The sequence below is a fragment of the Enterovirga aerilata genome, assembly GCF_013044135.1.
Taxonomy (GTDB): Bacteria; Pseudomonadota; Alphaproteobacteria; order Rhizobiales; family Beijerinckiaceae; genus Enterovirga; species Enterovirga aerilata.
This window is the reverse complement of the sequence record NZ_JABEPP010000005.1, coordinates 68656-81366: the sequence shown is the minus strand read 5'-3', so window position 1 is coordinate 81366 and position 12711 is coordinate 68656. Positions and strand designations below refer to the sequence as shown.

14 protein-coding genes and 2 pseudogenes are annotated in these 12711 nt (G+C 66.1%); 13 read left to right on the top strand and 3 right to left on the bottom strand.

The window, feature by feature from the left end; all coding sequences use genetic code 11:
- The first annotated feature begins 6 nt into the window (after positions 1-6).
- Genes HJG44_RS17555 through HJG44_RS17530 form a run of 6 tightly spaced genes read left to right on the top strand, consistent with a single transcriptional unit; the run spans position 7 to position 5906 of the window.
- On the top strand, positions 7-1122 hold the full coding sequence (locus HJG44_RS17555; protein ID WP_171219646.1) for an ABC transporter substrate-binding protein: 1116 nt from the start codon (positions 7-9) through the stop codon (positions 1120-1122).
- A 7-nt stretch (positions 1123-1129) separates the two neighbouring features.
- Complete coding sequence (locus HJG44_RS17550) at positions 1130-2293, top strand: ABC transporter ATP-binding protein (RefSeq protein ID WP_171219645.1); 1164 nt, start codon at positions 1130-1132, stop codon at positions 2291-2293.
- Positions 2294-2342: 49 nt separating this feature from the next.
- Positions 2343-3227 carry an alpha/beta fold hydrolase gene (locus HJG44_RS17545; protein WP_171219644.1) on the top strand — a complete coding sequence of 295 codons (885 nt, stop codon included), beginning with the start codon at positions 2343-2345 and terminating at the stop codon, positions 3225-3227.
- Positions 3228-3252: 25 nt separating this feature from the next.
- Complete coding sequence (locus HJG44_RS17540; protein ID WP_171219643.1) at positions 3253-4104, top strand: sugar phosphate isomerase/epimerase family protein; 852 nt, start codon at positions 3253-3255, stop codon at positions 4102-4104.
- On the top strand, positions 4101-5090 hold the full coding sequence (locus HJG44_RS17535) for an NAD-dependent epimerase/dehydratase family protein (RefSeq protein ID WP_171219642.1): 990 nt from the start codon (positions 4101-4103) through the stop codon (positions 5088-5090). Before HJG44_RS17540 ends, HJG44_RS17535 begins: the two co-directional genes overlap by 4 nt.
- Positions 5091-5129: 39 nt before the next feature.
- Positions 5130-5906 carry an SDR family NAD(P)-dependent oxidoreductase gene (locus tag HJG44_RS17530; protein WP_210261205.1) on the top strand — a complete coding sequence of 259 codons (777 nt, stop codon included), beginning with the start codon at positions 5130-5132 and terminating at the stop codon, positions 5904-5906.
- Between the two features lie 262 nt (positions 5907-6168).
- Here HJG44_RS17530 and HJG44_RS17525 read toward each other — a convergent pair.
- From HJG44_RS17525 to HJG44_RS17515, 3 genes and pseudogenes are all read right to left on the bottom strand, one after another.
- Positions 6169-6539 (bottom strand): annotated as a pseudogene (locus HJG44_RS17525) (transposase); the annotation flags it as partial.
- 2 nt (positions 6540-6541) lie between these two features.
- Positions 6542-7425: pseudogene (locus HJG44_RS17520) on the bottom strand (IS256 family transposase); the annotation flags it as partial.
- A complete protein-coding gene (locus HJG44_RS17515) occupies positions 7392-7556 on the bottom strand; it encodes a hypothetical protein (RefSeq protein ID WP_171219582.1) in 165 nt (54 codons plus the stop codon). The pseudogene HJG44_RS17520 and the gene HJG44_RS17515, both read right to left, overlap by 34 nt.
- Positions 7557-7770: 214 nt before the next feature.
- Here HJG44_RS17515 and HJG44_RS17510 point away from each other — a divergent pair, with 214 nt between their 5' ends.
- The 7 genes from HJG44_RS17510 to HJG44_RS17480 all read left to right on the top strand — a co-directional run bounded on the left by HJG44_RS17510 (position 7771) and on the right by HJG44_RS17480 (position 12685).
- On the top strand, positions 7771-8430 hold the full coding sequence (locus HJG44_RS17510) for a GntR family transcriptional regulator (protein WP_171219641.1): 660 nt from the start codon (positions 7771-7773) through the stop codon (positions 8428-8430).
- Between the two features lie 139 nt (positions 8431-8569).
- The gene (locus HJG44_RS17505) at positions 8570-9808 is read left to right on the top strand and encodes an ABC transporter substrate-binding protein (protein ID WP_171219640.1); all 1239 of its coding nucleotides are present in this window, start codon (positions 8570-8572) and stop codon (positions 9806-9808) included.
- Positions 9809-9830: 22 nt separating this feature from the next.
- Complete coding sequence (locus HJG44_RS17500) at positions 9831-10040, top strand: hypothetical protein (RefSeq protein ID WP_171219639.1); 210 nt, start codon at positions 9831-9833, stop codon at positions 10038-10040.
- Positions 10041-11423 (top strand): amidase, encoded by a 1383-nt coding sequence (locus HJG44_RS17495; RefSeq protein WP_171219638.1) that lies wholly within the window; start codon positions 10041-10043, stop codon positions 11421-11423.
- Between the two features lie 22 nt (positions 11424-11445).
- Positions 11446-11742, top strand: a complete 297-nt coding sequence (locus HJG44_RS17490) for an SH3-like domain-containing protein (RefSeq protein ID WP_171219637.1) — start codon at positions 11446-11448, stop codon at positions 11740-11742.
- Positions 11739-12062 (top strand): SH3-like domain-containing protein, encoded by a 324-nt coding sequence (locus HJG44_RS17485; RefSeq protein WP_210261204.1) that lies wholly within the window; start codon positions 11739-11741, stop codon positions 12060-12062. The genes HJG44_RS17490 and HJG44_RS17485 overlap by 4 nt, the downstream gene beginning before the upstream one ends.
- Positions 12059-12685, top strand: coding sequence for a nitrile hydratase subunit alpha (locus HJG44_RS17480; RefSeq protein WP_171219636.1), 627 nt, complete (start codon positions 12059-12061; stop codon positions 12683-12685). The genes HJG44_RS17485 and HJG44_RS17480 overlap by 4 nt, the downstream gene beginning before the upstream one ends.
- Positions 12686-12711: the final 26 nt, after the last annotated feature.

Here is a 12711-nt window from a genome sequence, read left to right as displayed (position 1 = left end):
ACGGACATGACGATCTTCGATGAGGGGCGCGGGCGGGAGATGGACCGCCGGAGCTTCATGAGCGGGACGCTCGCCGGCGCCGCGGCGCTCGGCGGCTTGGGGCCTTTCGCCGGCGCGGTGGCCCAGAGCACCGAGATGACCGCCCTCATGGTCAACGCGATGCTCGGCCCGACGCTGAAGCCGATCGTAGAGGAAGAGGCGAAGGTCACCATCAAGGAGGGCGCATTCCTCTCCGGGACAGACACGGTATCCCGCCTCACGGCGCCGGGCGGCGCCCGCTACGACCTGATGAACTCGTCCTTTGCCTTCTCGCATCCTGTTGTCATGGGACCGAAGGCAGGCGCCGAGCGCGTGCAGCCGATCGACGTCTCTCTGATCCCGAACATGAAGTACATCAACGAGCCCTCGAAGGAGGGCATCGGCGAGCGGGACGGCAAGGTCTACATGATCCCCCATAGCTGGGGCTTCGATTCCATCCTCTACAACCGCGACGTCGTCCCCGATAACGACCCCTACACCCAGTCCTGGTCGCTCCTGTTCGAGGACAAGTATGCTGGGAAGATCGGCTGGTGGGACGTTGCTCATCAGATGCTGATGGCGGCAGGTCTCTATCTCGGCCATGCCGAGCCCGAGAAGATGGACCGCAACCAGTTGGGCGAGGTCGCTAAGTTCCTGATCTCGAAGAAGAAGAACGTCCGCACCTTCTACACGACCTTCGCGCAGGGCTCGAACCTTCTCGCCAGCGGTGAGATCGCGGTCGGCTACGGCATCGTCCCGATGCGGGTGGAGCTAAAGAAGCGTGGCTTCAACATCACGGGCGCCTGGCCGAAGGAGGGTGTGCTCTCGCTCATCAGCGCCTCCTACATCCCGAAGGATTCCAAGAATGTTTCGGCCGCCCATGCGGTCATCAACGCGATGCTCGGCGAGCGCTACGCGAAGGCGCTGTCCGACGGCTGCGGCTACCTCTCGGCCTCGAAGTTCGCGCAGGAGAACCTGACGGACGCCTACAAGAAGGAATACGGCTACGGCATCTTCGACGGCTCGGTGAAGCACTATCAGCTCAAGTTCCCGACCAACATGAATATGTGGATCGAGACCTGGAGCCGGGTGAAGAGCGCCTGAGATGGCCATGGCCGACGCCGTGCCCCTGCCTGCCGGGCGCACTCAGGAGACTGGGGTGCCTCTCGCGGCGCCCTCCATCCTCGCCGAGGCGGAGATCTCGGTTTCTATTCGCGGGATCACCAAGTCGTTCGGCAGCACGCGGGCGCTCGATGCGGCCAATCTCGACATCCGCCGGGGCGAGTTCTTCTCGCTCCTCGGACCATCCGGCTGCGGGAAGACGACGCTGCTGCGCATCATCGGCGGCTTCGAGACGCCGACCAGCGGCGACCTCCTCATCGCCGGGCGGAGCGCGCTCGGGGACCTGCCGTATCGTCGGCGCACCAACATGGTGTTCCAGCACGGTGCGCTCTTCCCGCATCTCACGGTGGCCCAGAACATCGCTTTCGGGCTCGAGATGAAGCGGGTGCCAAGGCCCGAGATCGCCCGGAAGGTGGAGGAAGCCCTCGCGCTTGTCCGGCTTTCCGGCTACGGCGACCGCAAGATCGACCAGCTCTCCGGCGGCCAGCGGCAGCGCATCGCTATGGCGCGCGCGCTCGTGAACGACCCGGAAGTACTGCTCCTGGACGAGCCGCTCGGCGCCCTCGACCTGCAGCTCCGCCTACAGATGCAGGAGGAGCTTCGCCGGCTTCATCGCGCCATCGGTGGCACCTTCATCTTCGTCACGCATGACCAGGGCGAGGCGATCACCATGTCCGACCGCATCGCCGTGATGAATGCGGGGCGCATCCAGCAGGTCGGCACCCCGCGCGAGGTCTATGAGCGGCCGGCGAACCGCTTCGTTGCCGAGTTCATGGGCCACTCGAACTTCTATGACGGGACGGTCGCAGGGCGGAAAGCGGATGGCACCGGCGCGGTTGCCGTGAACGGCCAGGCCTTCCCAACACGGCTGCCGCCCGACGCGATGCTGGGCGCGAAGGTCTTCGTCGCGCTCCGCTACGAAAAGGTCGACGTCGTCCCGGAGGGCCGGCCGGGGGAGGGCGGGGCCGCGCTCGACGGCACGGTGGAGGAGGAGAGCTACATGGGGTCCTTCGTCCGCCGGCGTGTGAACCTCGGGCCGATGGGTACGATCGTCTCCGATGCCGCCAATACCGGGCGTCAGGAGACTATGCGGCCCGGCGACCGCGTCAGGGTGCGCTGGGGGCTCGACAGCGCGACCGTCCTGCCCGCCTGATCGTTGGCCGACCTTGCCGACATCCACGAACCAGGGACCGAGAACGACGATGCCGCATGCGACCGCGGATGACGGAGTGAAGCTCTACTACGAGGAGACCGGGGCCGGGCGGCTCGTCATCTTCGTGCACGAATTCGCCGGCAGCTATCGGAGCTGGGAGCCGCAGATGCGCCATTTCGGCCGGCGCTATCGCTGCGTCAGCTTCGCGGCCCGGGGTTATCCGCCATCCGACGTGCCCGAGGACCCCGGCGCCTATTCGCAGGCGCGTGCGGCGGACGACATCCTGGCGGTGCTCGACCATCTCGGGGAGCAGAAGGCGCATGTGGTCGGTCTCTCGATGGGCGGCTTCGCGACCCTCCATTTCGGCTTCCGTCACCCGGCGAGGGCATATTCCCTCATGGTCGGCGGCTGCGGCTACGGCGCCGAGACCGACACGCGCGAGCGCTTCCGGGCAGAGGCCGACACGATCGCCGAGACAATCAAACGGGACGGCATGCCCGCTTTTGCCGAGCGCTACGCCTACGGCCCGACGCGCGTGCAGTTCGAGAACAAGGACCCGCGCGGCTTCGCCGAGTTCAAGGCGATGCTCGCCCAGCATTCGGCGCTGGGTTCGGCCAACACCCAGCTCGGCGTCCAGCGCGAACGGCCTTCGCTCTACGACCTCGTCGACGAGATGAGGAAGCTCACGGTGCCGACGCTCGTCCTGACCGGGGATGAGGACTGGCCCTGCCTGCTTCCGGGGATACTCATGAAGCAGTCGATCCCGTCCGCGGCGCTCGCCGTGATGCCCAATTCGGGTCACACGATCAACATCGAGGAGCCGGACGAATTCAATCGCATCGTCGGCGAGTTCCTGGCGCAGATCGATAGCGGCCGCTGGCCGATGCGCGACCCGCGCGCGCTCAGCGCGTCCATCACGGGGATGAAGAATTGAGCGCGCAGGCGGACCGGAGAGGCTGATGCAGCGCCTCTCCCTCAACCACTACATCACGCCCGACGGCTACCCGCTCGCCCGCTTCCTCGACGAGGCGGCGGAAGCCGGCGCCGAGGGCGTCGGCCTGACCGAGCGCGCCCTCTCCGAGACGGCGCTGCCCGAGTTGAAGCGCGCGTTGCGGGACCGGAGCCTTGCCGTCACCTCCGTAAACAGCGCCGGCTTCTTCTTATGGTCCGATGCCGACCGGGCCGCCCAGCAATCGGAGACCAATAGCCGCCTCATCGCGAGCGCCGCCGAACTAGGCGCGGATACGCTCGTCCTCATCGGCGGCGGCCTGCACGACTTGGGCGGGGAGTACCCGGGCCATCTGGCCGCGGCCCGGGCCCGACTCGACGACGCGATCCCGGCTATCCTGGAGGAGGCCACGAGAGCCGGCGTGCGCCTCGGCATCGAGCCGATGCATCCTCTCCGAATTTTCACTAAGGCCTGCCTCAACACGCTCGCCCAGACCGAGGCGCTCCTGCAGCGCCATCCCGGCCTCGGAGTAGTCCTGGACCTTTTTCATTCCTGGTGGGATCCGGACCTCCACGATGCGATCGGCCGGATCGCGGAACGGATCACGCTCGTGCAGGTCTGCGGTGTGACGCAGCCCCGCACCGAGCTCGCGCTGCCACGACGTTGTCTACTGGGAGAGGGCGTCGTCGACCTTCCAGCCATTCTCTCGACGCTGAGCCGGGCCGGGTATCGCGGCCGCTTCGAGTTCGAGCTCTTCGCGCCGGACCTGGACGGCCGTGCGCCTGCCGACGTGATGCGCGCCGCGATCCGGGATTTCGAGCGGCTGTCGCGGGAAGAAGCCGAGGAGCAGCCTGCATCATGAGCATCCTGGTCACCGGCGGCGCAGGCTTCGTCGGGATCAACATCGCCGCCGCGCTCCTGCAGCGCGGTGAGACCGTCGTGCTTCTCGATGTGAACGCGCCGCCTCAGGCAGCCGAACGTCATCTGCGCTTGCTGCCGGGCGCTCTCGCGGTCGAGACGGGCGACGTCCGGGATGGCGCAGCCACCGCGCGCGTCATGGAGCGTCACGCGATTCGAAAGCTCGTCCATGGCGCCGCGGTGACGGCCGGGCCGGAGCGCGAGACGAGGCAGGCGCGCTTCATCGCGGACGTCAATCTCAGCGGGACGATCGAGACGCTCGAGGCGGCTGTCGCAGCCGGTGTGTCGCGGGTCGTGCAGCTCGGCACGGGATCGGTCTTCGGCACGACGATCCGGCCCGGGACGGAGATCATCGACGAGGCTGAGACCGTCCCGGTGCCGGACAGCCTCTACGGCATCACGAAATACGCTGCCGAGCGCACCGCGCTGCGTTACCGCGAGATGCGCGGGCTTGACGTTGTGGTGGCTCGGCTCGGCGTGGTGTTCGGGCCTTGGGAATACGAGACCGGCGTCCGCGACACGCTCAGCATCCCCTTTCAGCTCCTGCGCGCCGCGGAGTCGGGCGAGGTCGTGCGCTTCAGACGCGGGCTGCCGGACGACTGGGTCTATGTGAAGGACGTTGCCCGGGCGGTTGTCGCGCTCCTCGACCTGCGGGCCGCCCCGAACGCCGTGTATCAGATCGCCACCGGCGCCCGCTGGTCGATCCCGGAATGGTGCGAGCGGCTGAAGCGGCGCTTCCCGGGTTTCGGCTATGCGGTGGTCGAGGATGGCGAGCCGGTCACGATCGGCGCGACGCAGCCCTCCGCGCGGCCGCCCTTCTCGGTCGAGTGGCTGCGCCGGGATGCCGACTTCGCGGCCGCCTTCGGGCCTATCGAGGCCTTCGACGACTACCTGCTCTGGCGCGACCGGACCCGCGCCGCGCAGGACTGAACCCACTCGCTGCCCCCTCTCTCCACGACAGGTGCCTCCTTGCCCACGATTCCTCTCCCGGACGCCTTCGCCCTCCGGGGCAAGGTCGCGGTCGTCACCGGGGCTGGCGGCGGGATCGGCGGAGCCATCGCCCGTACCTTCGCGGATGCCGGCGCGAAGGTTGCTTGCCTCGACCTGAGGGCTCCCGAAGCGGTGGCGGCAGCGATCCGGGAGGCTGGCGGTGAGGCGCTGGCATTCGCATGCGATGTCACGGACGAGGTCCACACCCTCGCGATTGCGGCCGAGATCGGGGCGGCGTGGGGCGGCGCGCATGTCCTGGTCAACGGAGCGTCGAATGACGATCCGACCGGAACCGTCCTGGAGATCGGTCTCGCCGACTGGAACCGGCTCTTCGCCGTACAGGTCACGGGCGCCTACCTGATGAGCCGCGCAATCCTCCCGCTGATGATCGCGGGCGGCGGCGGGAGCGTGATCCACATCGCGTCCCAGCTCGGCCATGTCGGGGCAGCGGGACGGCCCGGCTATTGCGCTGCCAAGGGTGCGCTCCTGCAACTCGCGCGGGCCATGGCAATCGACCATGCCGTGGCCGGGATCCGGGTCAACTCGCTCTCGCCCGGCGCGATCGAGACCGGCCGGATGATCCTCCGCCACGGCGACATGGAATCGGCCCGCGCCTACAACGCGCCAAAGCACCTTCTCGGGCGGATCGGCCAGCCGGTCGAGATCGCCCGAGCCGCGCTGTTCCTGGCCAGCGACGCCTCGAGCTTCATGACTGGCGCGGACCTGCTCGTCGACGGCGGCTACACGACCCCGTAGCGAGCGCGGCTCTCGGGAAGCGCCTGCCCCAGGTGGCGGCACTCAGTCCCGGATCGAAAGCACCAGCCCGACGGGTAACATTCGTCTTGAACCCGACGCGCGTCGCGCAGCGCAGGACGGCTGCTCTGCCGTGCGTGCACCCAAAAGCAGTCGTTCTGTTATCGGCCTATTCCGTTGAAGAACTCGGGCGTGAGCCACTGATGGCACTGCCGTTTGGTGTGGGAGGCTTGGCGCTCTGAGCCTCACGCCAGGGCTGGCGTGGCATCGGGATAAGCTTGGCGGGCTTCCTGAGGTTCTGGGCGGCAGCGGCGAGGTGGAACTCGTCGCGGGCTCCGTTCGGATCTCGGAGCCGGAGCCGATCAAGCTTCAGGATGCGCTTGAGAGGGAGAAGAGCATCTCGATCTTCTTGCGTTCGCGCTGCGAGGTCCGGCCCTCGTTCGAGTTGCAGATGTCGCTCGCCATCTGCTGAGGGCCTTCGTGGATTGGGCGCGGGATCTTGCGGGCCGGCGCGTTCGGACAGCACTTCGGCTTGAGGGCGCACGGCTCGCAATCGTAGGTGCTCGCCCGGTACAGGATGGTCGCATCGTCGTTCACGATGCGCCCGGTCGTGGTCAGGGTGTGGCCGGCGGGGCAGCGACCTCGTTCCAGGCGCGCCGCCAGCTCTGCCCAATAGCCGGGTAGCGCCGGCCCCAGAGGCCCTCCTCGAATGCTGCGAGCGCGGCCCGGCCGGCTTCGGCGTCGAGCGCCCGGTAGATGCCCTTCAGGGCGGCCGCGACGGGCTTCCTGTCCTTGTAGGAGACGAAGTCCAGGCTGTGGCGCAGGAGATGGACGATGCAGGTCTGCACCGCCGTCTCGGGGAACACGGCCGTGATCGCATCCGGGAAGCCCTTCAGACCGTCGACGACGGCGAGCAGGATATCCTCGACGCCGCGGTTCCTGAGCTCGTTCGTGACGCGGAGCCAGAACTTGGCGCCTTCGCTCTGTTCGAGCCAGAGGCCCAGGATCTCCTTGGCCCCGTCGGCCCGGACGCCGAGCGCGATGTGGACCGCCTTGTTGCGGACGATGCCCTCGTCCCGCACCTTGACCCTGAGGGCGTCGAAGAAGACGAGCGGGTAGACGGCTCCAGGGGCCGCGCCTGCCAGGCCGCGATCTCCTCCAGAACCGCGTCCGTGACCGCGCTGACGAGGTCGGGCGAGACGTCGATCCCGTAGAGCTCGCGCAGGTGGCCCACGATCTCCCGGGCGCTCATGCCGCGGGCGTACATCGACACGATCTTGTCGTCGAAGCCCGGGAAGCGGCGCTGGTACTTGGCGATGAGCTGCGGGTCGAAGGTCGCCTGCCGGTCGCGCGGGATCTCGAGCTCCATCCGGCCGGTCTCGGTCGTCACGGTCTTGCGGCCGTAGCCGTTGCGGCTGTTGCCGACTTCGCCCGACGCCAGATGGTGATCCATCTCCGCGTTCAGCGCCCTCTCGGCCAGGGCCTTCTTCAGATCCTCCAGAAGGCCGTTCGCGTCGAATGCGGGCCGAGTTCGGCGACGCCTTCTGCTGTCGACAGGTCGAGCGCGAGCGTTGCGGGGGCGTGACCGACGCTTTCCCAGAGTAAGCTCGCGGCGTCGGATAGCACACCCTCGCGGCGGCCGACGATGGTCACGTGGCATCCTTCACGCAGGAGCAATTCCGCCGTAGCGAATCCGATACCTTTCGCCCGCCGGTGACGAGGGCGGACCGACCCGCCAAATCCAGATCCATAACGCTGCTCTCCGTCTACGGTCCCGATGGACCGAAAAATATACCCGGACCCAACGAAAATGATAACAAGGTTAGCTTGACGAGCCACATTCATGGATTTTGCGGCAGGAGGAGCCTTGAGCAAGGCCAGAAGGACGAGCGAGATTGCGAGCTGGATCCGGGGAGAGATCACCTCCGGGACCTTTCCGCCAGGCGCCCGGATTGAAGAACGCGCGCTCTGCGAGCGCTTCAATGTTTCCAAGACCCCGGTGCGGGAAGCGCTGATCGAACTGGCTTCCCGCGGCCTGGTCGATCTGCGCCAGCGCCGCGGAGCAACGGTGACCGTCTTGGCACCCGAGCAGATCGTGGCGTTATTTGAGATGATGACAGAGCTGGAAAGCATGGCGGCCCGGCTGGCAGCCAAGCGCATCAGCACCAACCTCATGGCGCAACTGCGCGACATCCACCTGCGAAGTGCAGAACTCGTCGACGACGTCCTGGAATACGACCGCGCCAACACTGCGCTCCACGAAACAATCTATCGGGCGGCTCACAACGAATTCCTCGAGGCCGGCATCAAGGATGCGCGCGCCCGCCTGCGCATCTACCGGCGCTATCCGTTTCAGCAGCCCGGCCGGATGACTCAGTCATACGAGGATCACGAGGCAATCATTAACGCGATCGGACGCGGAGACGGCGCCGCCGCTGCCCGTGCCATGCGTAGGCACCTCACCGTCGGCGGGCAGGTCTTCGCCGATCTCGTGGCTCGCCTCCCTCGCAAAGAGCCGGTCGGCTAAGCCTAGAATGCATTTTTTTCCTTTATGATATTTTTTTTCTGACTAATGTCATCCCAAATGGCCCGAAGGTTGCCTAGCTTCTCGCGCCATTTGAGACCGAAGCTCTCCGCAAGCGGTCTCGCAGCACGAGGTCGATGACATGATAGCCTTCAGCGTTACCCGGCGACTGCGGCGCACCTGCTCAGCGGTTGCGCTATTCAGTTTTGCGGCCTTGGCGGCGGCTCCGGCCTCGGCCGAGATTTCCGGGGGCGTGGTGCGGATCGGCGTCATCAACGACCAATCCGGCCCGCTCTCCGATCCGATGGGCCCCGGATCCGTCATTGCGGCGAGATTGGCCGTGGCGGACTTCCGAAAGGCCAATCCGAAACTTCAGGTCGAGATCGTCACCGCTGATCACCAGAACAAGCCCGACATCGGCGCGACCACCGTCCGCAAGTGGTTCGACGTTGACGGTGTCGACATGGTCGTCGACATCGGGAACTCGGCGGTCGGACTGGCGGTCCAGAACATCATCCGCGAGAGGAACAAGATCGCGATCTATTCCGCCGTGGCCACGACGGAGCTCAACGGGAAGCAATGCGCTCCCACCGGTCTCGCCTGGCAGCACGATTCCTACAATCTGGTCTCCGGGCCGATCCGAACTCTCGTTCCGCAGGGCCAAAATAGCTGGTTCTTCATCGCCGCCGACTATGCCTTCGGCCATAACATGGTCGCCGAATCCGAGCGCGTGTTAGCGCAGGCCGGCGGCAAGACGGCAGGCAGGATCTTTCACCCCATCGGCGCGAGCGACTACAGCTCGTTCCTTCTTCAGGCCCAATCCTCGGGTGCGAAGGTCGTTGCTTTCGCCAATGCCGGCGCGCAGCTGGTCAACAGCATGAAGCAATGGAACGAATTCGGAATGAATGCCGGTACTCAAAAGCCGGTGGCGCAGCTGATGTTCATCACGGACGTGCACAGCATGGGCCCGGATATCAGCCAGGGCCTCACTGCATTGACCGCGTTCTACTGGGACGTCGACGATGCGACCCGTGCGTTCGGGCGGCGCTTCTTCGAGGCTCACAAGGCGATGCCGACATCGTCCCAGGCCGCGGTCTATTCCGGTGTGCTCCATTACCTGAGAGGCGTCGCGGCATCCGGTTCGGATCAGACGGATGCGGTCCTGAAATGGATGAAATCCAATCCGGTCGACGACTTCTATGCCAAGGGCGCGACGATCCGCGAAGACAACAAGCTCGTGCACGATTTCTTCCTGGTCGAGGTCAAGAAGCCGGCGGACGTGAAAACGCCCTGGGGCTATTACGACGTCTTGGCACGGGTGCCCGCGAAGGACGTCTATTTTCCGCTTTCGGAGAGCGAGTGCCCGCTCGTCAAGAAGTGAACGCGAAGGGGCGGATCCGGTGATGCCTGTCGATATCGAGTCGGATGAGGACGGTGTCCTCATCTTCGCCCGCCGCATCGGGCTGGCGACCGAGCCGCCCTTCAATGCGGAGTTGATGACGTCCTACCGGAAGGCTCGGTCGGTGGTGGGCCGCCTGTCGCGGGATTGGACGGCTGACGCCGAGCCCGCCTTCCGGTTCGCCCTCGCTGCTGGCGACCAGAAAGAGGCTTGAATGAGCCATCCTCTCACGATTGCGGAGATCAGGACACTCGTCGCTGCCCGCGAGATCCGTCCCAGCGAGGTCCTTGCCGGTTTCGCGGAACGGATCGAGCGGTTCGAGCCGATCCTGCTATCGCTGATCACGCCGACGCTCGAGGCCGCGCGGGAAAGGGCGCGCGAGGCGGACGCCGCCCAGTCGCGGGGCCGGACGGGGAGCCTGACCGGGGTGCCCTACAGTCTCAAGGATGTCATCGAGATCAGGGGCATCCGGACGACGGGGCATTCGAGATCGAGGTCGGACCAGGTTCCTGCAGCAGACGCCGATGTCGCCCGCCGGCTCGGCGCCGCCGACGGTCTTCTGATCGGAAAAGCGGCCACCTGGGAATTCGCTCACGGTGGGCCATCGTGGGACATTCTTCAGGAGCCGGCACGCAATCCGTGGAATGTCGCGTTCGATCCGTCCGGATCGTCCTCGGGATCTGCCGCTGGCGTCGCGGCCGGCCTATGCGCCGGATCGATCGGATCCGACACGGGAGGCTCGATCCGCGGCCCGGCATCGGCCTGCGGGATCGTGGGACTAAAGCCCACGAATGGCCTCGTCTCCGTTCAGGGGATCATTCCCAACTCGTTCAGCCTCGACTGCGTCGGGCCGATGGCTTGGACGGCCGAGGACGTCGCCATCCTGCTGGAGGTCGTCACGGCCGGCCGCCCGAATGGCGGCTATCCGTATAGCGCTCGTCTCTCCGGATCGCTCAAGGGTCTGCGCGTCGGTCTGCCGACGGCATGGATCGACAAGGAGGCGCCTCCTTCGCCCAAGGTCCGTGCCGCTTTCGAGGATGCGCTGTCGGTCTTGATTGACCTCGGCGCCGAGCTGCGCGGGGTCGAACTGCCGCCGTTGCAGGTCTTCGAGGACACCAAGAAGGTCATTGCCGCCGTGGAGCTGTTTGCGACGCACGGCCCCGCCCTCCGCCGGGCCCCCGAACTCCTCGGCCATAGCTTCCGGGTCCGCATCTCGGCCGGCGCCTTCGTGACGGCGGAAGAGTATCTCAACGCTCAACGCTGGCGCAGAGAACTCGCCGAGTCGATGGCGCTGGCGTTCGACACCATCGACGTCCTGGTGACCCCGACGGGAGAGCCGGCAGGGCGGCTCGAGCCGAAGGCCCCCGAGGGGCTCTTCGACTGGCGGGGCTTCCACGCGGCATTCAACGTCACCGGCAATCCGGCGCTGGCGACGCGGATGGGTTTCACCGACGACGGATTGCCGCTGTCCCTGCAGATCGTCGGACGTCCCTTCGACGAAAGCCTGATCCTCAAGGTGGCCCACCAGTACGAGTTGAGCACGCCATGGCGAGACCGGAGGCCGGACTTGCTTCGGCCTGCTGGGGCCTCCGTCTGAGCAAGCACCAGAGAGGGAATTCATGGAAACTCTCGAACGAGCCGCACCCCACGATCTCGGAGGGCGCACCAAATACATGTGCGTGCCCGTCGACCGGACGCAGCATCCCGGCCAGCCGGACGCATTCGGCCAGCGCTGCGACGCCCTCCGGCTCGTTTTGGGAGCCAAGGGCATCATGTCGACCGATGAACTCCGACGCGCGGTCGAATCGCTCCCGCCCGAGGACTATGCCGCTCTGCCCTATTACGAGCGTTGGCTGAGAGCGATCGTCGTCGTGCTGCGGGAAAAGGGTCTCATCGCGCAGGGAGACTTGCCTTGAGCGAAGCCGACCTGACCGATGCGGGGGGCCTTCCCCTCGGCACGACCGTCTCTGTGATCGCGGATTGGCCCGAGGAGCGTGGCCCCTGCCATCTCCGGACGCCCTCGTATGTCCGCGGGCGCCGAGGTCGGATCGCCGCTCACCTCGGACGACACCCCAATCCCGAGGATCTCGCCTTCGCCCGCCCTGCCGAGCTTCGGCGGCTCTACCATGTCAGCATCCCGCTGTCCGAAATCTGGCCCGGCGAGGACCATCCCAACGAAAGCCTGCTGGTCGAACTCTACGAACACTGGCTTCAGCCGCACGGAACACCATCATGAAACCGGAAGTCGCAAGCGCGGAGGCTGTCCTCCTGCTCGACACGGTAGTCGAGCATCTGAAGAAGAGAGGCCTCCTCACGGAAGCCGAACTTGAGGCCCGGATCAGGGCGGCGAGCATCGCCAGCCCCCGTCATGGAGCCCAACTCGTCGCCAAGGCCTGGACAGACCCGCATTTCAAGGAACTGCTGCTGCGCGATGGAACCGCGGCCGCCGAGCAGCTTGGTTTCTTCCCGGCAGGCGGGCCGCCCGTCGGGGTTCTCGAGAATACATCCGAAGTTCACAATCTCGTCGTCTGCACCCTGTGCTCCTGCTATCCGCGGTGGCTCCTCGGCTACCCGCGAGACTGGTACAAGTCGTCGACGTATCGCGCGCGGGCCGTTCGATCTCCTCGAGCACTGCTCCGAGAATGGGGAATCGATCTGGCGCCGGAGGTCCAGATTCGCGTCGTGGACAGCACGGCCGATTATCGTTGGATGGTCCTGCCGATGCGGCCCGACTGGACCCGCGACTGGAGCGAGGAACAACTGATCGACATCGTCACCCCGGACTCGCTCGTCGGCGCGGATCTCCCTCGCATCGATCGCGGGGAGACGTCGGGATCGGGCGTTCGTACTGCATTGTGATATTTTTTATAAATTGAAAGATATTT

Bases quoted from the DNA above. Each gene is read 5' to 3' on its own strand.
- HJG44_RS17490 (WP_171219637.1), top strand. From the start codon at position 11,446: ATGGAAACTCTCGAACGAGCCGCACCCCACGATCTCGGAGGGCGCACC.
- HJG44_RS17535 (WP_171219642.1), top strand. From the start codon at position 4,101: ATGAGCATCCTGGTCACCGGCGGCGCAGGCTTCGTCGGGATCAACATC.
- HJG44_RS17555 (WP_171219646.1), top strand. From the start codon at position 7: ATGACGATCTTCGATGAGGGGCGCGGGCGGGAGATGGACCGCCGGAGC.
- HJG44_RS17505 (WP_171219640.1), top strand. From the start codon at position 8,570: ATGATAGCCTTCAGCGTTACCCGGCGACTGCGGCGCACCTGCTCAGCG.
- HJG44_RS17545 (WP_171219644.1), top strand. From the start codon at position 2,343: ATGCCGCATGCGACCGCGGATGACGGAGTGAAGCTCTACTACGAGGAG.
- HJG44_RS17495 (WP_171219638.1), top strand. From the start codon at position 10,041: ATGAGCCATCCTCTCACGATTGCGGAGATCAGGACACTCGTCGCTGCC.
- HJG44_RS17480 (WP_171219636.1), top strand. From the start codon at position 12,059: ATGAAACCGGAAGTCGCAAGCGCGGAGGCTGTCCTCCTGCTCGACACG.
- HJG44_RS17540 (WP_171219643.1), top strand. From the start codon at position 3,253: ATGCAGCGCCTCTCCCTCAACCACTACATCACGCCCGACGGCTACCCG.
- HJG44_RS17550 (WP_171219645.1), top strand. From the start codon at position 1,130: ATGGCCGACGCCGTGCCCCTGCCTGCCGGGCGCACTCAGGAGACTGGG.
- HJG44_RS17500 (WP_171219639.1), top strand. From the start codon at position 9,831: ATGCCTGTCGATATCGAGTCGGATGAGGACGGTGTCCTCATCTTCGCC.